We start from the raw sequence: 23,409 nt of genomic DNA on the forward strand, positions 1-23,409 counted from the left end.
CTGTGACACCTGTTGCGACGGACGATGAAGCGCCGACTCGCGCCCGATTCCAGCATCCGGCAACGCGAGGGCAATCGGCCGGTCGTGACCGGAAGACGCCCGCCGCGCGGTCGGCAGCATACGGTTGGTTACCGCCATGGCGTCAGGCGAGCGGGTTCTCGTCGCAGGCCCGGGACGGGCGACGTTCAGGCGGGAATACGCTCGGGCGCGTCACGGACAGCGTCAGTGGGACGGGGGCGGGTTTGCGCGAACTCGTCCGGGGCGTCACCCGCCGGGAGTGATCGACCGAGGAGCGCGGGATCAGCCTGCCGGTGTCGGCCAACGCCGCCTCGCCGTAACCCTGGACGCACTCCGGGTCCGGCCCGTCGGCGGGCAAGCCGGTGAAGAACTTCGCCGCCATGCAGCCGCCGCGGCACGAGTCAAAGTGACTGCACGACGCGCACGCGCCGCCACCGCTCGGCTCGCGCAGCTCAGCGAACAGCTGGGACTCCTGCCATACGGTGCGAAAACCGCCGTCGGACACCACATTTCCGGCGTGGAACCGGTCGTGGATGGCGAACGGGCAGGCGTACACATCGCCGACCGGATCGACCAGGCAGACCACCCGGCCCGCGCCGCACAGGTTCAAGCCGGGCAGGGCCTGACCGAGCGCGGACAGGTGGAAGAACGAGTCACCGGTGAGCACGCCCTCGCCGTTGCGCACCAGCCAGTCGTAGAGCACCCGCTGCTGGTCCTGCGTCGGATGCAGGTCGTCCCAGACATCCGCGCCGCGGCCTGACGGGCGCAGCCTGGTCAATCGTAAGGTGGCACCGTACTTTTCGGCGATAGCCCGGAATTCGTCGAGCTGGCCGATGTTGTGCCTGGTCGCCACGACGGACAGCTTCGCGTCCCGGAAGCCCGCCGCGGCAAGGTTTTCCAGTGCCCGGATGGCCATGTCGTAGGAACCAGGACCGCGCACCGCGTCGTTCACCGCGGCGTCGGCACCGTCCAGCGAGATCTGTACGTCGACATAGTCGCTCGCGGCCAATCGCGCGGCAACCGCCGGGGTGATCCGAACCCCGTTGGTGGAGAACTTCACTCCCACGTGGTGCGCCGTCGCGTAGTCCACCAGCTCCCAGAAGTCCGGGCGCACCGTCGGCTCGCCGCCGCCGATGTTCACGTAGAAGATCTGCATGCGCTCGAACTCGTCGATCAGTGCCTTGCACTGTTCGGTGCTCAGCTCCCGCGGATCGCGGCGGCCGGACGAGGACAGGCAGTGCACACAGGACAGATTGCAGGCGTAGGTCAGTTCCCAGGTGAGGCAAATCGGTGCGGCCAGACCGGATTCGAACCGATCGACCAGACGCACCGCCGCGTCGGACGGCGGGACCACCCCCGCCGTCGACGGTGCCGGAGCCGGGCTCACGGCGGCGGGCGCCAACGGAGCATCGGCCGGCGCCCCGACGATCATGTCGGAATCGACCAGCTGTGTCAGCGCTTTCACGTAGAGCACGGCATTCTCGTCGGAAATACCGGCCGCGCGCAGCGCCGTGCGCGCGGAGGGGTGGGCCGGCAGCGACCGCACGATCTCGACGATCCGCTGACTCTTCAGGAAGGAGAGTTTGCGGGTGCCGAAGTGGTAGAGCAGCGCACCGAACGGTTCCGGCCGCAGCGCCACCCGCGGATGCAACTGCCATCGGGTATCGAGATCGAGCATGGTCTGCACCGCCTGTCAGTAAACGCCGCACATGCCGTCGATGGACACCTCTTCGATGAGGGTCTCCTCGACCAGCGGTGCCGCGGCGTCGTCGCGAGCCTCGACTGCGCCGACCGTTCCCGAGTGGTCGGTGTCGGTGTGTCCGTTGGATCCGTATTCCGGCATGGGTACCTCCGAGCGAGCGATCCGTGGCCGCGGCCACCCGGTGTAGCCGCCGTCACACGATAACGTCATCCGCTGACAAAATGGAACAGGTTCTCGGTATCCACTTCGGCAGCGGCCGGGACGCCCGGCACACATCGCACATCAGGAGGGCCGTCCTGCGCACCTGAGTCCAGCTGATCGCGCATAGACTTCGGATGGAACGCAGCTGAACAGGACGGGACGGGCGGCACGCGCCCGCGGTGGTAGAGGTGGCATGGGAGTCGGACGAATGCAGGCGAGCGGAGGCGGCAATACCCTGTCGGAGTCCGAGATCGTCGAGGCCGCGCTGCGGGTGGTCCGCGAAGACGGTGTGGAGAAGTTGTCGATGCGGCGACTGTCCCGCGAACTCGGCGTCTCGCCGATGGCGCCGTACTACTACGTCGCCGACAAGCGCGAGTTGCTCGACCTGGTTGCCACCGCCGCACTGACCGGAGTACGCACGCCACCACCGGAATCCGGCCCGTGGCAGTACCGGCTGCGTGACCTCATCGACCAGATCGACGACAAGCTGCGCAAGCATCCCGGCCTCGGCGACGTGCTGATCGAGCAGATGCTCGGCAAACAGCTCGACCTGATCGCCGCGATCATGGAGATCCTGTTCGAGGCGGGTTTCACCGACCGCAACGTACTCGCCGCGTACGCGACGATTCACACCTACCTGTTCGGCCGCAGCCGGGTGAACCCGCGTGATCGCGCGCCGCTGTCCGACGTCGCGCTGCCCGCCGCGGTCGAGCGCGCCACCAAGCACATGGCGGACCTGCGCGGAAAGTATGCCTACGACTTCGGCATGGAGGTGCTGATCTCCGGCCTAGAGGCCCAGCTTGTCCGGCAGTCGAAGTCCGACGTACGATGAAACTGCAACACGTTCTAGTTTTGGCGCCGTGCAGTGCCTGTGCCGGGTTCGAGAGGACGCAATGAATACAGAATCGCGCAGCGATGCCATGGGGGGTGGTGGCCGGGGGGCGGATAGGCCCACTGTCGAGGTTCCACATGGCTCGCGCTCGGTCGTGCTGCGGGTAGCCGCGGTCATCGCCGAGACGGCCGACACCTGTTCGCTGGTCTTCGACGTTCCCGAGGAGATGGCCGAGCGCTTCCGCTACCAGCCCGGCCAGTTTCTCACGCTGCGCGTGCCGAGCGAGCTGACCGGCTCGGTGGCTCGCTGCTATTCGCTGGCCAGCTCGCCGTATACCGACGATCGGCCGAAGGTCACCGTCAAACGGACCGAGGGCGGCTACGGCTCGAACTGGGTGTGCGACAACGTGAAAGCGGGCGACTCGCTCGAAGTGCTGCCGCCTTCAGGCGTTTTCACGCCGAAGGATCTGGACGCGGATCTGCTGCTGTTCGGCGCGGGCAGCGGCATCACGCCGGTGATGTCGATCCTGAAGTCGGCGCTGGCGCGCGGCAATGGCCGAATTGTGTTGGTATACGCCAATCGTGACCACGAATCGGTGATCTTCGCCGGCGAGCTGCGGGAACTCGCGGACAAGCATCCGCAGCGGCTGACCGTGATCCACTGGCTCGAATATCTGCAAGGGCTGCCGACCGCCGACGCGCTGGCCGCCCTGGTGGCCCCGTACCAGGAGTACGAGGCGTTCATGTGCGGACCGAAGCCGTTCATGGACCGGGTGCACGACGCGCTCGCGCAGCTCAGCGTGCCGCGCTCGCGCACGCATGCCGAGGTGTTCAATTCCCTTGCCGGCGACCCGTTCGCGGACCAGGCGCCGATCGAGGTGTCCGACGCGGAGGCGGCCGAGGCGGCGACGGTCGAGGTGGAACTCGACGGCGAAGTGCACGAGCTGAAGTGGCCGCGCAAGCAGACGCTGGTGGACATCATGCTGGCCAAGGGCCTCGACGTGCCCTACTCCTGCCAGGAAGGCGAATGCGGTTCGTGCGCGTGCACGGTGCTCGAGGGCAAGGTGGAGATGGACAACGCCGAAATTCTCGACCCGGAGGATATCGAGAACGGCTACATCCTCGGCTGCCAGGCGCATCCGGTGACGGACCACCTCAAGATCCAGTTCTGATCTTCGCGGACTACTGCGCGCGATAGTGAGCGCGGACCGCGGGTTCGAGGTGTTCGGTGGCGTAGCTCAGGGCCGTTCGCCCCAGCTCGGCCGCGTGCTTGTCCAGAAAGCCGGTCAGTAGTCGCTGATCGATGCGTTTGCCGACCTCGCGCAGCATCCAGCCGAGTGCCTTCTGGATGAGGTCGCGGCGATCGTCGAGCAGGCGCTCGGACAGCTCGAAAGTGGTTGTGGCGTCGCCGGTTTTGATGAACGCGAAGGTGGACAGCAGCGCGACCCGCCGCTCCCACAGCGAATCCGCGCGGGCCAGCTCGAAGAGCAGGTCCCGTGGTTTGTCCAATAGCCATGGGCCGATGATGTTTTCGGCGGACGCGTCGACCAGGTCCCAATTGTTCACGCGGCCGCGGCGCACGGCGGCAAGGTAAAGATCCACCATTGCCGCGCGCGCCTGGTCATCGAAGGTGCTCGGCTTGGCTGCCTTGGCGAACTTGGCGTTGAGAATGACCAGCCCCGCCAGCCGGTCCTCGTGCACGGCGCTGTCCAGCAGTGCGTCGATCTCGTCGAGGGGCAGTGCCGCAAAACGTTTCGCGATGGCGCGGGTCATCGGTACGCGCACCCCGATGAAGACGTCACCCTCGCCGTACTCTCCTGGCCCGGTCTTGAAGAACCGCTGGAGATGGATCGCGTCGGCGGGGTTCGCGACTGCCAATAGGGCGGCCTGCACGTCCGCGGCGGTCGGTGCCTCGGTCATCGAACGAACCTCCTTCCGGCGCGGCAAGTCAGCCCTGGGCGCCGAGGACCCGGCCGGATTCGAAGCTGGCAGCGCTGGCGGGCAGCGTGCCGGGCCGTCCGCTGTTCCGCACGATCACCGCACCATTGCCCGGCGTGGGGCGGCCGAGCGCGTCCATCCGCCGAATCGTCTGTGCGGCAACGGCTTGCGCGCTGTCGAAGAGGCGGACACCATCGGGCAAGGCGGCGACTATCGAGTCGATCACCAGCGGGTAATGGGTACAGCCGAGGACTACGCCTTCGACGTCGTCGGGGGTCTGCTCGACGGCGCGGGCGATGGATTCGCGGGCCGCGACCAGGTCGCCCCGATCGATCGAGTCCGCGAGACCGTGACAGGCCACCCCCACCACATCGGCGTCGCCGCCGAACTTGGCGATCAGATCCGCCTGGTACCTGCTCGCGGTGGTGGCCGCGGTCGCCCATACCGCCACCGAGCGGCAGACGGCCGCCGCGGGTTTGATCGCGGGCACGGTACCGATCACCGGCACATCCGGTCCGACCTCCGCGCGCACGTGCTCCAAGGCGGTGACACTGGCGGTGTTGCACGGAATCACGATCACCTCGGCACCCAATCCGACCGAGGTGCGTGCGGTCTCGACCACCCGGTCGATCGTCCACTGCTCCGGCTTCGGCCCCCATGGCGCGCCGTCGGGGTCCAATTGCAGCAGCAGATCCACGTCCGGCCGCAGCTTGCGCAGCCAAGCGGATGTGGGCAGCAGCCCGAGACCCGAATCGATGAGCGCGACGATCACAGAGACAACCGTATTACAGTGCCCGATCGCGATATGCGCGGTAGCGGCTCGACCGGTCACCGGAGGGCCGGGCCGAGCCGGTTGCGTGCGGCGGCTTCAGGCGCGACCCGGCCCCCCGCGCGGGTCGGTAGCGCCCGGCCGGGTGGCCGAACTCAGCTGGGGGCGAGCAGTTCCGACACCGGAGCGCCCGCGGCGATCTTGGCCCTGGCCTTCATCACCTGAGCCGTCATACCCGCGCCGACGACACCGGTGAGCTTGCCGTCCTGCGCGTAGAAGGCGAGGAATCTACGGCCGTCATCGACAACGAGGTGTACGTCGTCGGTGGCCGCGGGGGTGCCGAGGGCCTGGATCTTCACGTCGTACTGGTCGCTCCAGAAGTACGGGACGCGGGCCGCGGTCGGCGCGGCGGCGCCGAGGATCGCACAGGCCACCAAGCGTGCCTGTTCGCCCGCGTTGGTCCAGTGTTCGATCCGCTTACGCTGACCGGTCCGGTGCAGCCAAGCCGCGACGTCACCGACCGCCCAGACACCTTCGACCGAGGTCCGGCCCACCTCGTCGGCCAGTACGCCGCCGCCCGCCGCGGCGTCGGCCAGGGCAATGCCGGACTCGGTGAGCCATTCGGTCACCGGGCGCGACCCGACACCGATCACCACCAGGTCGGCGGCCACCTCGGCGCCGTCGGAAAGGACGGCGCCGCGCACCCGGCCGTTGTCGGCCAGCAGCGTACCGAGGCCGGTGCCGCAACGCAGATCGACACCTTCGGCGCCGTGCATCCTGGCCACCAACGCGCCGACTTGCGCACCGAGTACCGAGGCGAGCGGGGTCGGCTGCGGCTCGATCAGCACCACCGGCAGGCCGCGGGTGCGGAAGCTGGCCGCGAGTTCGCAACCGATGAATCCGGCCCCGACCACGAGCGCCGTTGTCGCCTCGGCCAATTCGGTGCGCAGCGCGGCGGCGTCGGCGTGGCCGCGCAGTACGTGCACGCCCCGCAGATCGGGCAGGTCGGGCAGGCGGCGTGGGCGCAGGCCGGTCGCGATGATCAACTGGTCGTAGCCGAGGGTGGAACCGTCGGCCAGGCGCACCTGCCGCGCCTCGGTGTCCACGCCGACCGCCTCGGTGTCGAGTCGCAGGTCGATTCGCTTCTCGGTGAAGAACTCGGCGGGGCGCAGCGTGGTGTCGTCGGTCTCGCCGCGGACGAACTGCTTGGACAGTGGCGGTCGGTCGTACGGCAACCGGGGCTCGTCGCCGAGCAGGATCAGCGCGCCCTCGTATCCGGCGCGGCGCAGTTCCTCGGCGGTGCGCAGGCCCGCGAGCCCGGCGCCGACGATCACGATCGGCGCGGGGTTTGTTGCTGAAGGTGCCACGAAGCTCACCCTAACGTCTGCTTGGTGAGGTGCCGGAGTGAACCCGATCACTCGGGGCGCTATGCAATCGTAGCCACTTCGCTATTGATCGGGCGGTCAATCAGGGCTATACCGAAGAAAGGAGACATTCCTGAGCCCTAGGAGGCACACCATGTTCACCGAAAGCCGCGCACAGCACCTCTTGGCCGTAGTGCTTGGCGTGTTCGCTGCGCTGTCACTCTTGTGGCTGGTAACCACCGACAAGGCGATGTGGTCGTTGATCGTGCTCGGCGCGCTCATCGCCCTCACCGGCCTCGCGCAGATGTATCGGCCCGCCCTGGGTGCGAACGGCGACTACGCGATGATCCTTTTCGGCGTGTTGCTGTTCATTTCCCCGTGGGTCATGGACTTCACCGATTACCGCGGCGCATCCTGGACCGCATGGGTAGTCGGGGTAGTGACGGCGGTGGTCGCGGTAGCGGCGCTGCCGATGGTGACGGGACGTCTGCACCGCGCGGCGCCGCACCACTGATGCAGATGCCGAAGGCCGGTCGCCGGGCAAACGACCGGCGTCCGGCGAAGGAATCGAGGGCCGGGCGGCGCCGTAGCGCGAAAGTGGACGGCGACGCCCGGCAACTCATTCTCGACGCCGCCGAAAAGCTCTTCGCGGCACAGGGATTCGACGCCACCGCGACGGCCGCCATCGCGGGCGCCGCCCAGGTGCCGAAAGGACTTGTGTTCTATTACTTTCCGACCAAGGATTCGATCCTGTCGGCGTTGATGGACGAACGGGTGCCCGCGCATCCGATCGATGACATCGATACCGTGGTCGCTCCCGGCGATCCGGCCGCCAGCCTGGTCGCGCTCGACGCCGCGCTCAATCTGCGCGACCACCATTCCTCGGTGCTGCGGGTGATCATGTGGCGCGAGGCCGATACCCATCCCGATGTGCGCCGCCAATTGCGCCAGCTGCGTGATCAATTGCTGGATGTGACCGCGCGCGTATTGCAGGCGAGTGCGCCCGCGCCGGTGCGACCGGGCACGTTGCGCGCCTGTGCCGCCGCCTGGGTTTCCGCCATGTTCGCCATCGCGAGTACCGATCGGCTGCATGCGCTGGACGGAGTGGCCATTCCCTCGGCCGAAGACGTCCTCAATGTCGCCCAGGTGATCGCCGCGGGGATGACCCAGCTCGGCTGAGCGCCGGAGTTATCCACAGGGTGCGTGTTGTCCACAATCGGGCACCGGCGGGTGTTTTCGGGCGGGTGCTTCGGTCAGGATCGCGGTATGGATGCACCGCAACTGATCTCGCGTCGGCAGGCGCTGGCCTCGGGGATGTCCGACAGCGAATTGCGACGGCTTTGTTTGTCCGGAAAATGGCGGCGCGTGCGGGCCGGACATTATCTGAATGCCGCGGCACCGGAACTCACCGCAGCGGGCCGACATCTGGTACTCGCCCTCGCGACCTGCGAAGCGACGTCCGATGCCGCGGTCGCGAGCCATTGCTCCGCGCTGGTGCTGCACGGGGTGCCCACCTGGTCGATCTCGCTGCAACGGGTGCACCTGACACGCAACAGAGTTCATGGCGGGCGCATCGGCAAACAGCTCGTCGTGCATTCGGCGCAACTGGAGCCGGACGAGATCACCCTCGTCAACGGCCTTCAGGTCACCACGCCACCGCGAACTGTCATTGATATCGCACGGTCACAGGATTTCGAGCAGGCCGTCGTCATCGGCGACAGTGCGCTGCGTCAGGGACTCACCACCGCCGATGAGCTGCGCGACCACCTGCACCGGGCGCGGCATCGGCGCGGGTCCCGGTCGGCCGCGCAGGTCGTTGCGTTCCTGGATGGGCGCAGCGAGAGCATCGGCGAGTCCCGGAGCCGGGTAGCCATTCATCGGAGTGGGTTGCCCGCGCCCGAATTGCAGGCTCGCGTCTTCACCGATGACGAAGTGTGCGTCGGACGGGTCGACTTCTTGTTCGCCGGATTGGGTGTGATCGGCGAATTCGACGGGAAGGTCAGCTGCCAGAGCGAATCACAAGGTGCGCAGCGGCCCGAGCAAGTCTTGGCGGAGAAGAACCGCGACGACCGGTTGCGCGCCCTCGGCTGGATGGTGGTCCGCTGGAACTGGGACGATCTGGACGATCCCGCCCGGCTGGCGGGGCGCATCCGCTCGGCCGCCGACGTCGCGGCACGTGTCCGCCGCACCGGGCACTGGAGTCCGACCCCGAAGATCTGACCTGCACCCGGTCAGCGGGTGGGCGGGTTTTCAGCGGTGAGGAATTCGGTGACGTCGCGGGCGAACGCGGGGTGCTTCACGACGCCCATGTGGCTGGTTCCGGGATAGATGACCAGGCGCGAGTGGGGGATGCCGTCGGCGGTGTAGCGGAAGTTGTCGGTGCTGTAGCCCGCGTCGCGTTCGCCGCCGAGCACCAGGGTCGGCGCGGCAATGTCGCCGAGTCGGCCGGTGAGGTCGAAGTCGTCTTCGGCACGGATGAAGGCGTAGGTGTCGGCCGGGTTCTTCGGGCGGGCCAGCGGGTCGACCAGCCACATGGCGGCACCGGCCAGGCTCGCCAGGATCGGCGAGGAGACGACCGTGTGCGCCATGTGATGCATGGCGCGGCGTCCGGCGAGCGCCGCTTCGCCGTAGCGGAGCTGGCTCTCCTTGGCGAGGGGATCCAACCGGTAGCCCGAGGAGGCGATGATCAAGCGGCGCACCACGTTCGGGTGATCCGCCGCGAGCTGCAGGGCGACCGATCCGCCGGACGACACACCCAGCACATCCACCGGCTCGCCGAACTCGGCGCGCAAGTCGTCCGCGTGTTCGGTGGCGATATCGGCCATCGTGGTGCCCTCGCGCATGCCCGGCGCCCGGTTGACCGCATAGACGCGGAAGTTCCGCGCCAGTGGCCTGAGCATCTTGATTTCGGAGTCCCGCATCCAGCCCCGCGGATTCGCGTGGTCCGGGGTGAACCACCGCAGGAACACCAGCGGCCGCCCGGCACCCATCGCCAGGTAGGGCATCCCGTGCCGCAACTCGCCTTCGGTGATATCGAGTTCGGTGGCGAGGGTCGACTTGCTCATGGTTTCTCCGAATCGTCCGGTCGTGGTTTCGTTTCCCGACGCTAACCGAAGGTGCCGACCCGCCGCGATAACCTCGGAGGTCATGGAATCGCCGCACGGCCAACCATCACCGGAATACCTTGCGGCACAACGACTAGTGTGGCGACCATGCGAATCGCAGCCCTCGCTGCCCTGATCCTGGCGCTGAGCGCCTGCTCCCAATCCACCTCAGGACGGCCCCAGCCGACCCCGGACCAACCCGCGGTGACATCGACCCAGGCCGCACCCTCCTCGGCACCGCCCACCCGGGAGAGCAAGCTGAAAGAGCGGATCGCCTGGGTCCAGGCGGGCACTCCGGTCGACGCGAGCCGCTACCACTCCGCGAGCACCGGCAGCGGACCCGCCACCGACCTGAAGACCGATATCGCCTTCGTCAGCCCCTCCGGAAAGATCAGCTGCATCACCGGAACCGAATACCAGATAGACGGCCTCAACTGCGTCGTCAAATTGAAGAACCCCATCCCAAAGCCGAACGAGGGCTTCGGAAACTGGGACGGCGGCTACGTCCACTACTCCGCCTCGGCCCTCACGGTAGGCCAATTCCGCGGCGACCCCGGCCTTTTCATCCACGGCGAAGGCCAAACCCTCCCCTACGACAGCAAACTCACCTTCGCCAACTACACCTGCCGCATCGCCCCCACCGGCCTAACCTGCATCAACCCCACCGCCACCAGCGCCGTCCACCTGAACGACGACGGCATCACCCCCTACGGCTGCCTCCAAGAAGCCCCCGACCCCCAGCCCTCAGTAGGCCGAACCTTCACCTGCTGACCGACCCCGCGGGCCCTATCTCATGCGGAAACAGCCTGGCACCGGTGACATGTGGCTACAATACACTACGAGAATATGGCCACTAAGGAGGAGCCCGTGGATGTCGGAATACGCGAACTACGGGATAGCTTGAGCCGTCACCTAGCAGAGGTCCGTGCCGGACGGACCGTGACTGTCACTGATCACGGGCAACCGATTGCTCGGATTGTTCCGGTTGGACGTCTCACACGATTGGAACAACTCCGGGAAGAGGGGCGGGTCCAGCCTGCGCGGGCGCGTAAGCAGCCTGCACCCGAACCGATCCAGGGGCATGGCTCGGTGAGCGAACTCATCGACGAGCAACGTCGGTGATCGGGTATCTGGACACCTCGGCATTTGTGCCACTGCTGGTCAACGAGACGAGCAGTCGATCCTGTCGCCGGTTCTGGGACGACGCAGACGCTGTGGTATCGAATCGACTGCTGTACGTGGAGACCGCCGCCGCACTGGCTCAGGCCCGCCGAATGGCTCGTCTCGATGACGCAGAGCACGCAGCTTGTCTACGCCTCTTGGATCAGCTTTGGCTGCAGATCGAGATCACCGAAGTAGACGAATTACTGGTCCTTCGCGCAGCGGAGCTGGCCGACCAGCTAGCGCTACGCGGATACGATGCCGTCCACTGCGCCTCCGCCGAGCAACTGGAAGACACAGATATGGTGGCCGCCTCGGGAGATAGCTGCTTGCTGGCAGCGTGGAAGTCTCTAGGCGTAGCCACATTCGACACCAATGCACCAGCGGACTAGCCCCACCCCGAAATGACAACCGGCGCCGCCCCTTTCGGGGCGACGCCGGTTGGTCAGCGATTCAGGGAATCACTTGATGATCTTCGTGACGCGACCGGCGCCGACGGTGCGGCCACCCTCGCGGATCGCGAAGCGCAGGCCCTCTTCCATGGCGATCGGCTGGATCAGCACGACCGACATTTCGGTGTTGTCGCCCGGCATGACCATCTCGGTGCCCTCGGGGAGGGTCACAACGCCCGTCACGTCAGTCGTACGGAAGTAGAACTGGGGACGGTAGTTGTTGAAGAACGGCGTGTGCCGGCCGCCCTCGTCCTTGGACAGGATGTAGGCCTGGCCCTCGAACTCGGTGTGCGGGGTGGTGGTGCCCGGCTTCACGATGACCTGGCCACGCTCGACATCTTCGCGCTTGATGCCACGAACCAGCAGACCGACGTTGTCGCCGGCCTGGCCCTGGTCGAGCAGCTTGCGGAACATCTCGATACCGGTGACCGTGGTCTTGGTCGAGGTCGGCTTGATGCCGACGATCTCGACTTCCTCGTTCACGTTGACCACGCCACGCTCGACGCGACCGGTGACGACGGTGCCACGACCGGTGATCGTGAACACGTCCTCGACCGGCATCAGGAACGGCTTCTCGGTGTCGCGGACCGGGTCCGGGATCGACTCGTCGACGGCGTTCATCAGCTCGACGATGGACTCGGTCCACTTCGGGTCGCCCTCGAGCGCCTTCAGACCGGAGACGCGCACGACCGGCGCTTCCTCGTCGAACTCCTGGGCCGCGAGGAGCTCACGGACCTCCATCTCGACGAGCTCGAGGATTTCCTCGTCGTCGACCATGTCCGACTTGTTCAGCGCGACCAGGATGTAGGGCACGCCAACCTGACGGGCGAGCAGCACGTGCTCGCGGGTCTGCGGCATCGGGCCGTCGGTCGCGGCGACCACCAGGATGGCACCGTCCATCTGCGCCGCACCGGTGATCATGTTCTTGATGTAGTCAGCGTGACCCGGGGCGTCGACGTGCGCGTAGTGGCGCTTCTCCGTCTGGTATTCGACGTGGGAGATGTTGATCGTGATACCACGAGCCTTCTCCTCCGGCGCCTTGTCGATCTGATCGAACGCGAACGCGGCGTTCAGATCCGGGTACTTGTCAGCCAGCACCTTGGTGATCGCTGCGGTCAGCGTGGTCTTGCCGTGGTCGACGTGACCGATGGTGCCGATGTTGACGTGCGGCTTCGTCCGCTCGAACTTCGCCTTCGCCACTGTGGTGTCCTCCTGGACTTGTTGGTGCGTGCAGTTGCAGCAGTGCGGTTATTACTGGGGTCGTGCTGACTCCCGGCTGATGGAGCCAAGTGTTGCACTTGGCTCCACCGGTACTACTCGCCGGTCGCCTTGGCGATGATCTCCTTCGACACGTTGGCCGGAACCTCCGCGTACGAGTTGAACACCATGGAGTAGTTCGCTCGGCCCTGGGTCTTCGACCGCAGGTCACCGATGTAACCGAACATCTCCGAGAGCGGAACCAGCGCCTTGACGACACGGGCACCACTGCGTTCCTCCATGGCCTGAATCTGGCCACGGCGGGAGTTCAGGTCGCCGATCACTTCGCCCATGTAGTCCTCGGGCGTGATGACCTCGACCGCCATCAGCGGTTCGAGGATCACCGGACCGGCCTTACGGGCCGCTTCCTTGAGGGCCTGCGAGCCGGCGATCTTGAAGGCCATTTCCGACGAGTCGACGTCGTGGTAGGCGCCGTCGAGCAGGGTGACCTTCAGGTTCACCAGCGGGTAGCCCGCGAGCACACCGTACTGCATGGCATCCTGCGCACCGGCGTCCACCGAAGGGATGTACTCGCGCGGGACGCGACCACCGGAGACCTTGTTCTCGAACTCGTAGGTCGCGCCGTCCTCGCCGACGAACGGCTCGAGGGCGATGATGACCTTCGCGAACTGGCCGGAGCCACCCGTCTGCTTCTTGTGGGTGAACTCGAGCTTCTCGACCTTCTTGGTGATGGTCTCGCGGTAGGCCACCTGCGGCTTGCCGACGTTCGCCTCGACCTTGAACTCGCGACGCATGCGGTCGACGAGGATGTCGAGGTGGAGCTCGCCCATGCCGCCGATGACGGTCTGGCCGGTCTCCTGGTCGAGCTTGACCGAGAAGGTCGGGTCCTCTTCCGAGAGGCGCTGGATCGCGGTGCCCAGCTTCTCCTGGTCGGACTTGGTCTTCGGCTCGATGGAGACCTCGATGACCGGGTCCGGGAAGGTCATGGACTCGAGCACGATCTGGTTCTGCGGATCGCACAGGGTGTCACCGGTGGTGGTGTCCTTCAGGCCGATGACCGCGTAGATGTGGCCGGCCATGGCCTCGCCGACCGGGTTCTCCTTGTTGGAGTGCATCTGGAAGAGCTTGCCCAGACGCTCCTTCTTGCCCTTGGTCGAGTTGATGACCTGGGCGCCGGAGTCGACCTTGCCCGAGTACACGCGCACGTAGGTCAGCTTGCCGAAGAAGGGATGCACGGCGATCTTGAACGCCAGCGCCGCGAACGGCTCGCTGGTGTTCGCGTCGCGGTGGATGATCTCGTCTTCCTTGTTCGGCACGTGACCGTCGGTGCCGCCGTCGTCGAGCGGCGTCGGCAGGTAGTCGATCACCGCGTCGAGCATGGGCTGAACGCCCTTGTTCTTGAACGCGGAGCCACACAGGATCGGGTACAGCTCGGAGTTGACCGTCATCTTGCGGATGGCGCCCTTGATCTCATCGATCGTGAGCTCCTCGCCACCGAAGAACTTCTCCAGCAGCGCCTCATCGGACTCGGCGACGGTCTCCAGCAGTTCCTGGCGGTACTGCTCGGCCTTCTCCTTGAGATCGGCCGGGATCTCCTCGACCTCGTACTTCTCGCCGAGCTTGGTCTCGCCCTTCCAGACCTTGGCGTTCATCTCGACCAGGTCGACGATGCCCTCGAAGGTGTCCTCGGCGCCGATCGGCAGCTGGATGACCAGCGGCTTGGCACCGAGGCGGTCCTTGATGGTCTGCACGGTGAAGTAGAAGTCGGCGCCGAGCTTGTCCATCTTGTTGACGAAGCAGATTCGCGGCACGTCGTACTTGTCGGCCTGACGCCACACCTGCTCGGACTGCGGCTCGACACCTTCCTTGCCGTCGAACACCGCAACGGCGCCGTCGAGCACGCGCAGCGACCGCTCCACCTCGACGGTGAAGTCGACGTGCCCGGGGGTGTCGATGATGTTGATCTGGTTGTCGTTCCAGAAGCATGTGGTAGCCGCGGAGGTGATGGTGATACCACGCTCCTGCTCCTGCTCCATCCAGTCCATGGTGGCGGCGCCATCGTGGACTTCACCGATCTTGTAGGTGATGCCGGTGTAGAAGAGGATGCGTTCAGTTGTGGTCGTCTTGCCCGCATCAATGTGGGCCATGATGCCGATGTTGCGGACCTTGTTCAGGTCGGTGAGCACGTCCTGTGCCACGGAAATCTTCCCCGCTCGTAGCTAGATGGGATTTTCGGGGACGACCCTGTGGTCGCCTCTATGTCAACGCCGGAAGCGGCAGGTTGGTGCCGCGCCGACAGTGTGCCTCCCGACCCCAGACGCTGGGCCGGGCAGACGTCACCAGCGGTAGTGCGCGAAGGCCCGGTTCGACTCGGCCATCTTGTGGGTGTCCTCACGACGCTTCACCGAAGCACCGAGACCGTTGCTGGCATCGAGGAGCTCATTGGCCAGCCGCTCGACCATGGTCTTCTCGCGGCGAGCGCGGGAGTAGTTGACCAGCCAGCGCAGGGCCAGCGTGTTGGAACGGCCGGGGCGAACCTCGACGGGCACCTGGTAGGTGGCGCCACCGACGCGGCGGGGCTTCACCTCGAGGGCGGGCTTGACGTTGTCCAGCGCCCGCTTGAGGGTGACGACCGGGTCGGTGCCGGTCTTCTCGCGAGCCTGCTCCAGCGCGCCGTAGACGATGCGCTCGGCCGTGGACTTCTTGCCGTCCAGCAGGATCTTGTTGACCAGCTGAGTGACCAGCGGGGACCCGTAGACCGGGTCGTTGATCAGCGGACGCTTGGGTGCGGGGCCCTTGCGTGGCATATCAGCTCTTCTCCTTCTTGGCGCCGTAACGGCTGCGGGCCTGCTTGCGGTTCTTCACACCCTGGGTGTCGAGCGAGCCACGAATGATCTTGTAGCGGACACCGGGAAGGTCCTTCACACGACCGCCACGAACGAGCACCATCGAGTGCTCCTGCAGGTTGTGGCCTTCGCCCGGGATGTAGGCCGTGACCTCGACCGCGCTGGTCAGGCGAACGCGCGCGACCTTACGCAGCGCGGAGTTCGGCTTCTTCGGGGTCGTGGTGTACACGCGAGTGCACACGCCACGACGCTGCGGGCTGCCCTTGAGCGCCGCGGTCTTCGTCTTCGTGACCTTGTCGCGGCGACCCTTGCGGACCAGCTGGTTGATGGTTGGCATAGACCGGCTTTCCTTATTAGTTACGCGGTGTCTGGAACTTCATGTCTTTGTCATCGAGCTTTCACTCGCACGTCCGGCCACGTTTTACGCGTCCCGAGGTCGGGCGTGTCGCGCGCGGCGTAGGGCCCGAAATGCGGGCACGCTGGAGGTGTCAGCCGCTTTCGCTGGCCTACGGTCACGCACGAACTTGCCCGCATGCTTCCGGGCACAGCGATCCACGATACCCGTGGACGCGACACAGGGTCAAAGCGGGGTGACTGGAGACCCCGCTACCTGGCCAAGTTCAACGTCAACTCTACGAGTTGTTTCGCCGCGGCGCACGGATCCGCGTGCGCCGAGCCGGGACGATAGTTGACCCAGAACCCGATGACGCCCTGGTCGGCCGCGCCCGCACTGACACCGCAGGAGTCCGGATCGTTCGGCCGCCGAGTCTCCAACGCCCGTCGACCCTGCACGGTGATGTTGTTGGTGAGATACCCGAGCTTATCGTTGGTGGTCTTCTCGTTGTTCAGTGCGCCGGTCTCGTACCAGTTCAGCGTCACCATGGCGTTGCCGCCGGGCGCTCCCTGCAGGTCCCACATGCAGACCGCGCCGTAGAACGACTGCTGCGGGTAGGAGCCCTTGGCCACTGCCTCCGCGACTTGGTCCAGCGTGACTATTTCGCATTCGCGCAGCAGTTTGTCGAATTTGGTGTTGACGTTGTCGCCGGTCCCCGCGCCCGCGGGGTACGCCGAACCGCTGATCGTCTGGCCGCAGCCGGTCGCGGTGGCCGCGATGGTCAACAGGGCGGCCGCGGTGAGTATGCCGCGGGCCGAGCCGCGCCGATGATTCATTGCCGTCCTCCCCTCACTTCAGCCGCTGCACGGTCAGCTCCGCGAGCTTGCGCATCCGGTCGCACGGATTGCCGTCGCCACCGAAGATGCCGAAGGACATGGACCATTCGAAGAAGTCGTCATCGAGTTGCACCGCCAGATCGCACACCTGGCCGTTCGGCTCGAGCGCCTGCCAGCCGGTCCGACCGCCGACATTGATCGGCTGCGGGTTGCGCCCCTGGGTGGACACCCAGGCCTTCTCGCGGTCGATCGGGCTGCCGCGGTAGGAGGCGAAAGTGACGCTGGGCGAACCGAGTCCCGCCGACTGCCAATTGCAGCCCACCGAATTCTTCAGCGCCTGGGAGATCTGACCGAGACCGGCGATGTCGCGCACCTCGTCGTCGGTGACGTGTCCGCACTCGCCGACGAACGGGCCGAGGGTGGCGACCTTCGGTGGCGGACGCAGCGGGGTACTCGTGTCATCGGAGTCCCCACCCGAGCCGCATGACGTCAGCATCAACGACAGCACTGCCGCGCAGCCGACCAACGCCCCTATCCGCATGCCTGCACTCTACCCACGGCGCGGCGGGCGAGCCGGGATCGCGGAGCCGCGCCGATCCCCACTACCCGCCGGGGACGCGTAACTCGTAGGCCCCGATCGAATCGATGTAGGTGCACTGAGCCGGGCCGGACTTGTACTTCGACATGGCGGCGAGGCAATCGTCGAGGGTGGGGTGGTAGGTCGGGGGTGGGTCCGCGTGCGCCGTCGCGCCGGCCCCGAGGGCGAGCGCGACGGCGAGCGAGCAGGCCGCGGCAGTTCGTTCGAGCACTGCGGCCCTCTCCAAGCATCCGGCGAATCCACGGAGCGTACTGCCGGATACTCAGGGCCACAACCGATCACAGGTTGCCGCGGGCCTCCTGTTCGCGTTCGATCGCCTGGAAGAGCGCCTTGAAATTGCCCTTGCCGAAGCCGAGGGACCCGTGGCGCTCGATCAGTTCGAAGAACACGGTGGGACGATCGGTGATCGGCTTGGTGAAGATCTGCAGCAGGTAGCCGTCTTCGTCCCGGTCGACCAGAATGCCGCGGCGCTTGAGTTCTTCGACCGGGACGCGGACCCGGCCGATGCGGGCGCGCAGTTCGGGATCCTCGTAGTAGGTGTCGGGCGCTTCGAGGAATTCGACGCCCTCCCGGCGCAGCGCGTCGACACAGGCCAGGATGTCGCCGGTGGCGAGCGCGATGTGCTGGACGCCGGGACCACGATAGAACTCGAGATATTCGTCGATCTGGGAACGCTTCTTGCTGACGGCGGGCTCGTTGAGCGGGAACTTCACCCGGTGGTTGCCGTTGGCGACGACCTTGCTCATCAGCGCCGAGTACTCGGTGGCGATGTCATCCCCGACGAACTCGGCCATATTCGTGAAACCCATTACGCGGCGGTAGAACTCGACCCACTCGTCCATCTGGCCGAGCTCCACGTTGCCGACGACATGGTCGATCGCCTGGAACAGCCGCTTCGGGGCGCCCGCCCTCGGCTGGAAATGCGAGCGTCGGGTGATGTAGCCGGGCAGGTACGGACCGTGATAGCCGGAACGGTCGACCAGGGTGTGCCTGGTTTCGCCGTAGGTGGCGATGGCGGCGGACCGGACGGTGCCGAATTCGTCTGTGTCGTCATGTGGTTCGACGAGGACGGTGGCGCCGTGCGTACGCGCCCATTCGATGCAGCGGTCCACGTCCGGCACCTCGAGCGCGATGTCGACGACACCGTCGCCGTGCCGGTCATGATGGGCGACCAATGGGCTGTCCGGGTCGACGGCGCCCTTGACCACGAAGCGGGCGCCGCCGCTACGCAGTACATACGCCTTGTGATCGCGATTGCCGGTCTCCGGACCGGAATAGGCCTCCAGTCGCATACCGAAGGCGGACTCCAGGAAATGTGCGGTCTGTGTCGCGTTGCCCACGACCCAGACGAGGGCGTCCCAACCGATCACGGGGAACGGATCGGCGCTCTCGTCGTGGTCGACGAGCCCGACGAGCTGGCGCAGCTCACCGTCGTCGGGGGTCGTGCTGGACCGGGCATTCGGCAGGTGCTCGATGGTCATGCACCAAGTAATCGTCAGGGTCGGCCGATAGGCAACAGCGGTGATTTTCGGTAGACACTGTGGCGAATTCGGCTAGGAAGTCCCCCGAGATGCTGGACAATTTGAATAGCATCAGCTGGCTGGTGCTATCCAGGGCTGGAAGCCCAGCCTGTGCTCGAAACGGAGGCCGTCATGTCACGAACGCCGGCGAAACTGGACGAACTCGATCTCGCGATACTGACCGCGATGCACGAATATCAGAAAGCGGGCATCCTCGAGCTGTCCCGCCGGACGCGGGTGGCCAGGGCAACGGTGCAGTCCCGGATCGGCCGCATGGAGGAATCCGGGGTCATCGCGTCCTACGATCCGCAGATCGACGTCACCGCAGCGGGTTTCGATGTGCAGGCGTTCGTCACGCTGGAGATCGCGCAGGGCAAGCTGGACTCGGTGGCGGCCGAACTCGAGGCGATACCAGGGGTTTTGGAGGCCTACGCGACCACCGGCTCCGGCGACGTGTGGTGCCGGATCGGCGCGGACTCGCATGCCGGGCTGCAGGCCGTGCTGCTGAGCATCGACCGGACCTCGTCGGTGGTGCGGTCGCACAGCGTCATCGTGTTGTCGACCGTGGTGCCGTTTCGCACGCTGCCGCTGCTGCGCACCCTCGACCCGGCGGGGACCACGAAGGCGCCTGCCTATCGCGGGACGCACGACAGGTAAGGGTTCATGGGCGCAGGTCGGCGTCCACCTCGAGGATTTCCACCCGCGGTTCCTTGTCGGCCTCCAGGAAGCCGAGCAGGGCGTGCGATTCGGCTTCCACGGCGGCACGCTCGGCCTTCGTCCACTTCCGGGTCGGGCTGACCCGCAGCCGGGCTGTGCCCGCTTCCGGGAAGACCTTGTAGAGACCGGCGAGGTAGCCGTCGACCAGTACCGGGGCGACCGCGGCGGCGAACGCGCGCAGGTGTGGCGCCGTGCCGTCGGGCACGATCCTCGTCCGGTCCTGGTGCGAGAGAACGGCATTGTCGTACCAGCCGAGGAGGCGCACCGGGGCGGGTAGTTCCGGGTCGGCGAGTTCGCCGTCGGCGACGTCGTAGAGGGTGCGGCCGCGTTCGTCGGTGTAGGTGCGTACCCGGTCGCCGAGTTGTTCGACGGCCTTCTTCATGCCGAGCAGCTTCGACCAGGTCTGCATGTCCATGGTGGAGGCAGGGCCGAAGGCGCGCAGATAGCGAAAGAGCAACTCCGCCAACGGATAGGTCGGGTCGAGCGGTGCGCCGAGCCATGGCTCGACCCGCGACCAGATCGGCCTGCTGCTGTCCTTCCACCTACCGCGCGGCGGGGTCTGCAGCACCGGCAGCTGGTAGAGCCAGGTCTGCACGACCATGCTCGGGTTGCGGTCCGGGTAGAGCTCGGCCGCCCGCTGCCGGAGGGCGGCGGCCGACATCGGCTCATCGCCGAGCACCTGCTCGCCGTGCGCGCGGACCTCGTCGGGATCGAGGCCGACCATCGCGCCGTAGTTGAAACCCTTTCGGAAGGGGACCTTTTCGAGTTCCGGCTGCACGTGCGGCGCGATCCGCAGTGCGTCCGGCGGGGTCACCAGGTGAATGGTGCCGCGCATCAAGGTGATTCGCACCAGGGAGCGGTCGTCCAGCGCCTGCGACACGGTTGCCGGGTCGAAATCCGCTATCCGACTCCACAATGCGACGAACGGCGGCGGCGAGTCCTGCGCTTGCAGGCCGATGAGGTGATCGCACATCTCGTGCACCGTCAGCTGTGAGCGCTCCAGCAAATGCTGGCGGGCGAGCAGCGTGCGGTTCAGTACCCGATTAGACAGCATGCGCAGCATTCCGTGAGGGGTGGTGGTCGGGCGACGGGCGGGCCACCTTCATGTTTCGCTCCAGCTTGCCGGGTCAGCGCAGCGTGACCACGACCTTGCCGGTGGCAGTGCGATTGTCCAGCGAGGCGACCGCCTCGGCCGCCTGCTCCAGCGGGTACAGCACCGGCTTCGGCGCCTCGATCTCGCCCGACGCGAGCAGCGGCTCCACCTCGGCCCACTGCTCGGCCAGGTAGCCGGGGTGCGTCATCACCCACTCGCCCCAGGCCGCACCGATCACCTCGACGTTCTTCAGCAGCAGCCGGTTCACCTTGACGGTGGGGATCTCGCCCGCGGTGAAGCCGACCACCAGCAGCCGGCCCGCCGAGGCGAGCGAACGGATGCTGTCGGTGAACCGGTCGCCACCGACCGGGTCGAGCACGATGTCCACACCGCGACCGCCGGTCAGCTCCTTGACCGCCGCGAGCCAGCCGTCGGCCAGCACCACATCGGTAGCGCCGTTAGCCCGGGCGACTTCGGCCTTCTGCTCGGTGCTGACTACCGCGATCACCCGGCCCGCTCCGAGTGCGGTCGCCATCCGCAGCGTCGAGGTGCCGATGCCGCCCGCGGCGCCGTGCACGAGCACCGTCTCGCCCGCGGCCAACCTGCCGCGGTTGCGCAGGCAGAAGTGCACGGTCAGATCGTTGAACAGGATGCCGGCGCCGGCCTCGAGGGCAACGTTGTCCGGCAGCCGGAACACCATCTGCGCGGGCGCGACAGCCACCTCGGCCATGGCATTGCCGAGCAGCGTCAACGCGACGACGCGGTCACCCGCCGCGACGTGCGCGCCCTCCGGTGCCTCGCGCACGATTCCGGCCACCTCACCGCCGACGACGAACGGCAGCTCCGGCTTCATCTGGTACAGCCCGCGCGTCATCAGCACATCCGGGAAGGCGACCCCGGCCGCGTGCACGTCGATCACCACGGCGCCCGGATAGGCCGCGGGCTCCGGAATGTCCACCACCTCGACCGACTCCGGTCCCTCCAGCTTGCTGACCTGGGCTGCGCGCATCTGCCGACCTCTCTGTCGTGGCACCTGCCTCTTCCTCGCCGGTGCCGCCGTGATCAACGTAACGCGGGCGGGCGCGCCGTGCTCGACCACCTCTCCGCGGCGGCCCCTGACTCCCTCATTCCGGCCTGCCGGAGGCCCTGTCCAGCGGACCCCATTTTGCTATGCTGACCGCGACCTACGGTCGGGCGGGAAGGGGGACTCATGGTCGATCGCAATCAGCCTGCTGCGACAAACATGCAGGTCGATCCCGAGGCGCTGCGGTCGTTCGCGCAAACCCTCGGCAACGAGGCGGGCGAGGTGACCGGACTCAACGCGGGGGACGCGTTTTCCATCGCGACCACGGCACTGCCCGGCACCGAATTCGGCGCTGCCGCACAGCGGGCGAACGACGTCGTCAACCGTTGCCTGCAGCGGATCGGCAGTCGACTCACCACCATCGCCGACAACATGCACAACGCCGCGGGGAAATACGAACTGGCCGAAGACGATTTCGCCGCGAAGCTCCGCGCGATCGGACTGCCATGACGCTCACCATTCCCGACGTGGACAACTGGAAGCCCGAACAGCTCAGCGCCGCCGGGGAACACGCGGGAACCATCTCGCAGGGTCTCGACACCGCCGTCGGCAAGGGCTCCACCGAGACGAAATCGCTCGCGGACTCGAACAAGTGGTCCGGCACGGCGGGCGCCGCGGCGAACGCGCGAATGGACACCGAGAAGACCCGCGCCTCAGCGGTGAGCGCCGCGCTGCTGGAACTGAAAACCGCCTTCACCACGCAGACGCAGAACCTGGTTGAGGCGAAAACCAAGGTGCTGCAACTGCGTGACGACGCGATCAACCAGACGCCTCCGTTCGACGTGCAATCCAACGGCACGGTCGATGCCACCACCCGGATCGCGTACCTGCGCGAGCACGCGGACAAGGCGAACGTGGAGGGCCTCGTCTTCCAGGAGTCCCTGCAGGCGGCATCTCGTACCTGGGAACTCACCAATGCGTTGAAATCCGCCGAAACTGTTGCCAATCAAGCGAAGACACAACTGGATACCGCAATCGCGAAGTTGGAGCAGGCGTTCAGTGGCCTCGGTGAGCCGAGCGCGAACGTCGCGCCCGCGGCGACCACGGCACCGGCCGGGGTCAATTCCGGCACACCGGTCAACGGAATGCCGGTCAACGGAACACCGGTGAGCGCGTCACCGGTGAGTGGGACCTCCATGTCGGACAAGCCGAACTACGCGATGGGGAATTACAACGGCTCCGGCTCCGCTTCCGGCACGCCTTATATGGGCGGACCGAGTTCGAGCGCCCCGACCGGACCGATGCCGAGCGGTGATATCGCGAAATGGATCGCCGAGGCCAAACAGAAACTCATCGAAATGGGCTACGACCCCAAGGACATCGATGAGCGGGCCATCGCCATGATCATCCAGCATGAATCGGCGGGTAACCCGTACGCGGAAAACCGGTGGGACAGCAACTGGGTGGCGGGACATCCATCGAAGGGGCTGATGCAGACCATCGACAGCACCTTCAACGCCTATAAGGCACCCGGCCACGACGATATCTGGAACCCGGTGGACAACATCATCGCCGGCGTTCGCTACTCGATCGACACGTATGGCTCGGTCAACAATGTTCCCGGCGTGGTGGCGGTCGGCCAAGGTCGCGCGTACCAGGGTTATTGACCGCCACCCTGTCCGG

The 23,409-nt window shown here is 66.4% G+C and carries 26 protein-coding genes and 1 pseudogene; 11 read left to right on the top strand and 16 right to left on the bottom strand.

The genetic code is table 11. The annotated features are described in order from the left end of the window. Positions 1-142 precede the first annotated feature (142 nt). Both mftC and mftA read right to left on the bottom strand, forming a co-directional pair. Positions 143-1,696 (bottom strand): mycofactocin radical SAM maturase, encoded by a 1,554-nt coding sequence (mftC, locus tag KV110_RS37300; RefSeq protein ID WP_218471823.1) that lies wholly within the window; start codon positions 1,694-1,696, stop codon positions 143-145. A 15-nt stretch (positions 1,697-1,711) separates the two neighbouring features. Beyond that, positions 1,712-1,783, bottom strand: a pseudogene (mftA, locus tag KV110_RS41960) (mycofactocin precursor MftA); the annotation flags it as partial. A 346-nt stretch (positions 1,784-2,129) separates the two neighbouring features. On the opposite strand from mftA, the gene mftR2 reads away from it, so the two are divergent. After that, positions 2,130-2,753 (top strand): mycofactocin system transcriptional regulator MftR2, encoded by a 624-nt coding sequence (gene mftR2, locus KV110_RS37310; protein WP_218471825.1) that lies wholly within the window; start codon positions 2,130-2,132, stop codon positions 2,751-2,753. Between the two features lie 88 nt (positions 2,754-2,841). Then, entirely contained in the window at positions 2,842-3,924 is a 1,083-nt protein-coding gene (locus KV110_RS37315; protein WP_246634833.1) for a ferredoxin--NADP reductase, read from the top strand. Between the two features lie 10 nt (positions 3,925-3,934). Here the strand turns inward: KV110_RS37315 and KV110_RS37320 are convergent, their stop codons facing one another. The 3 genes from KV110_RS37320 to KV110_RS37330 form a co-directional block, all read right to left on the bottom strand. Next, positions 3,935-4,672 (bottom strand): DNA alkylation repair protein, encoded by a 738-nt coding sequence (locus KV110_RS37320; protein ID WP_218471826.1) that lies wholly within the window; start codon positions 4,670-4,672, stop codon positions 3,935-3,937. 28 nt (positions 4,673-4,700) lie between these two features. After that, positions 4,701-5,462 (bottom strand): glutamate racemase, encoded by a 762-nt coding sequence (locus KV110_RS37325; protein WP_218471827.1) that lies wholly within the window; start codon positions 5,460-5,462, stop codon positions 4,701-4,703. Between the two features lie 152 nt (positions 5,463-5,614). Further along, a complete protein-coding gene (locus tag KV110_RS37330) occupies positions 5,615-6,826 on the bottom strand; it encodes an NAD(P)/FAD-dependent oxidoreductase (protein ID WP_246634202.1) in 1,212 nt (403 codons plus the stop codon). A gap of 151 nt (positions 6,827-6,977) precedes the next feature. On the opposite strand from KV110_RS37330, the gene KV110_RS37335 reads away from it, so the two are divergent. The 3 genes from KV110_RS37335 (at position 6,978) to KV110_RS37345 (ending at position 9,043) form a co-directional block, all read left to right on the top strand. Then, positions 6,978-7,337 carry an SPW repeat domain-containing protein gene (locus KV110_RS37335; protein WP_218471828.1) on the top strand — a complete coding sequence of 120 codons (360 nt, stop codon included), beginning with the start codon at positions 6,978-6,980 and terminating at the stop codon, positions 7,335-7,337. Between the two features lie 5 nt (positions 7,338-7,342). Further along, the gene (locus KV110_RS37340; RefSeq protein WP_218471829.1) at positions 7,343-8,002 is read left to right on the top strand and encodes a TetR/AcrR family transcriptional regulator; all 660 of its coding nucleotides are present in this window, start codon (positions 7,343-7,345) and stop codon (positions 8,000-8,002) included. Between the two features lie 87 nt (positions 8,003-8,089). Then, on the top strand, positions 8,090-9,043 hold the full coding sequence (locus KV110_RS37345; RefSeq protein ID WP_218471830.1) for a type IV toxin-antitoxin system AbiEi family antitoxin domain-containing protein: 954 nt from the start codon (positions 8,090-8,092) through the stop codon (positions 9,041-9,043). 11 nt (positions 9,044-9,054) lie between these two features. On the opposite strand, the gene KV110_RS37350 is transcribed toward KV110_RS37345, so the two are convergent. Beyond that, the gene (locus tag KV110_RS37350) at positions 9,055-9,888 is read right to left on the bottom strand and encodes an alpha/beta fold hydrolase (RefSeq protein WP_218471831.1); all 834 of its coding nucleotides are present in this window, start codon (positions 9,886-9,888) and stop codon (positions 9,055-9,057) included. A 147-nt stretch (positions 9,889-10,035) separates the two neighbouring features. Between KV110_RS37350 and KV110_RS37355 the strand changes: the two genes are divergently transcribed. From KV110_RS37355 to KV110_RS37365, 3 genes are all read left to right on the top strand, one after another. Further along, on the top strand, positions 10,036-10,698 hold the full coding sequence (locus tag KV110_RS37355) for a hypothetical protein (protein WP_218471832.1): 663 nt from the start codon (positions 10,036-10,038) through the stop codon (positions 10,696-10,698). A gap of 75 nt (positions 10,699-10,773) precedes the next feature. Beyond that, positions 10,774-11,049, top strand: coding sequence for a type II toxin-antitoxin system Phd/YefM family antitoxin (locus tag KV110_RS37360; protein WP_246634203.1), 276 nt, complete (start codon positions 10,774-10,776; stop codon positions 11,047-11,049). Continuing rightward, entirely contained in the window at positions 11,046-11,480 is a 435-nt protein-coding gene (locus KV110_RS37365) for a type II toxin-antitoxin system VapC family toxin (RefSeq protein ID WP_218471833.1), read from the top strand. Before KV110_RS37360 ends, KV110_RS37365 begins: the two co-directional genes overlap by 4 nt. 69 nt (positions 11,481-11,549) lie before the next feature. Here the strand turns inward: KV110_RS37365 and tuf are convergent, their stop codons facing one another. The 8 genes from tuf to hppD all read right to left on the bottom strand — a co-directional run bounded on the left by tuf (position 11,550) and on the right by hppD (position 18,853). Then, a complete protein-coding gene (gene tuf / locus KV110_RS37370; protein WP_218471834.1) occupies positions 11,550-12,740 on the bottom strand; it encodes an elongation factor Tu in 1,191 nt (396 codons plus the stop codon). A 113-nt stretch (positions 12,741-12,853) separates the two neighbouring features. Next, positions 12,854-14,956, bottom strand: a complete 2,103-nt coding sequence (gene fusA, locus KV110_RS37375) for an elongation factor G (RefSeq protein WP_218471835.1) — start codon at positions 14,954-14,956, stop codon at positions 12,854-12,856. Between the two features lie 138 nt (positions 14,957-15,094). Continuing rightward, on the bottom strand, positions 15,095-15,565 hold the full coding sequence (rpsG, locus tag KV110_RS37380; RefSeq protein ID WP_040739280.1) for a 30S ribosomal protein S7: 471 nt from the start codon (positions 15,563-15,565) through the stop codon (positions 15,095-15,097). A 1-nt stretch (position 15,566) separates the two neighbouring features. Further along, the gene (gene rpsL, locus KV110_RS37385; protein WP_067527016.1) at positions 15,567-15,941 is read right to left on the bottom strand and encodes a 30S ribosomal protein S12; all 375 of its coding nucleotides are present in this window, start codon (positions 15,939-15,941) and stop codon (positions 15,567-15,569) included. A gap of 269 nt (positions 15,942-16,210) precedes the next feature. Continuing rightward, a complete protein-coding gene (locus KV110_RS37390) occupies positions 16,211-16,774 on the bottom strand; it encodes a DUF3558 domain-containing protein (protein WP_218471836.1) in 564 nt (187 codons plus the stop codon). A 13-nt stretch (positions 16,775-16,787) separates the two neighbouring features. Further along, complete coding sequence (locus KV110_RS37395; protein ID WP_218471837.1) at positions 16,788-17,315, bottom strand: DUF3558 domain-containing protein; 528 nt, start codon at positions 17,313-17,315, stop codon at positions 16,788-16,790. 61 nt (positions 17,316-17,376) lie between these two features. Beyond that, positions 17,377-17,583, bottom strand: coding sequence for a hypothetical protein (locus KV110_RS37400; protein WP_218471838.1), 207 nt, complete (start codon positions 17,581-17,583; stop codon positions 17,377-17,379). A gap of 67 nt (positions 17,584-17,650) precedes the next feature. Further along, positions 17,651-18,853 carry a 4-hydroxyphenylpyruvate dioxygenase gene (gene hppD / locus KV110_RS37405; protein WP_218471839.1) on the bottom strand — a complete coding sequence of 401 codons (1,203 nt, stop codon included), beginning with the start codon at positions 18,851-18,853 and terminating at the stop codon, positions 17,651-17,653. A 171-nt stretch (positions 18,854-19,024) separates the two neighbouring features. On the opposite strand from hppD, the gene KV110_RS37410 reads away from it, so the two are divergent. Continuing rightward, on the top strand, positions 19,025-19,549 hold the full coding sequence (locus KV110_RS37410) for an Lrp/AsnC family transcriptional regulator (protein WP_218471840.1): 525 nt from the start codon (positions 19,025-19,027) through the stop codon (positions 19,547-19,549). A gap of 4 nt (positions 19,550-19,553) precedes the next feature. Here KV110_RS37410 and KV110_RS37415 read toward each other — a convergent pair whose 3' ends face one another. After that, positions 19,554-20,663: a winged helix DNA-binding domain-containing protein gene (locus tag KV110_RS37415; protein ID WP_218471841.1), complete on the bottom strand. Its 1,110-nt coding sequence runs from the start codon at positions 20,661-20,663 to the stop codon at positions 19,554-19,556. Positions 20,664-20,736: 73 nt separating this feature from the next. Further along, positions 20,737-21,711 carry an NADPH:quinone oxidoreductase family protein gene (locus tag KV110_RS37420; RefSeq protein ID WP_218471842.1) on the bottom strand — a complete coding sequence of 325 codons (975 nt, stop codon included), beginning with the start codon at positions 21,709-21,711 and terminating at the stop codon, positions 20,737-20,739. A gap of 201 nt (positions 21,712-21,912) precedes the next feature. Between KV110_RS37420 and KV110_RS37425 the strand changes: the two genes are divergently transcribed. Together KV110_RS37425 and KV110_RS37430 are read left to right on the top strand one after the other, a co-directional pair. Then, positions 21,913-22,236, top strand: coding sequence for a type VII secretion target (locus tag KV110_RS37425; RefSeq protein WP_218471843.1), 324 nt, complete (start codon positions 21,913-21,915; stop codon positions 22,234-22,236). Beyond that, positions 22,233-23,393, top strand: a complete 1,161-nt coding sequence (locus KV110_RS37430; RefSeq protein ID WP_218471844.1) for a transglycosylase SLT domain-containing protein — start codon at positions 22,233-22,235, stop codon at positions 23,391-23,393. The genes KV110_RS37425 and KV110_RS37430 overlap by 4 nt, the downstream gene beginning before the upstream one ends. Positions 23,394-23,409: the final 16 nt, after the last annotated feature.

The sequence above is a fragment of the Nocardia iowensis genome (genome assembly GCF_019222765.1).
In the GTDB taxonomy this organism is placed as follows: domain Bacteria; phylum Actinomycetota; class Actinomycetes; order Mycobacteriales; family Mycobacteriaceae; genus Nocardia; species Nocardia iowensis.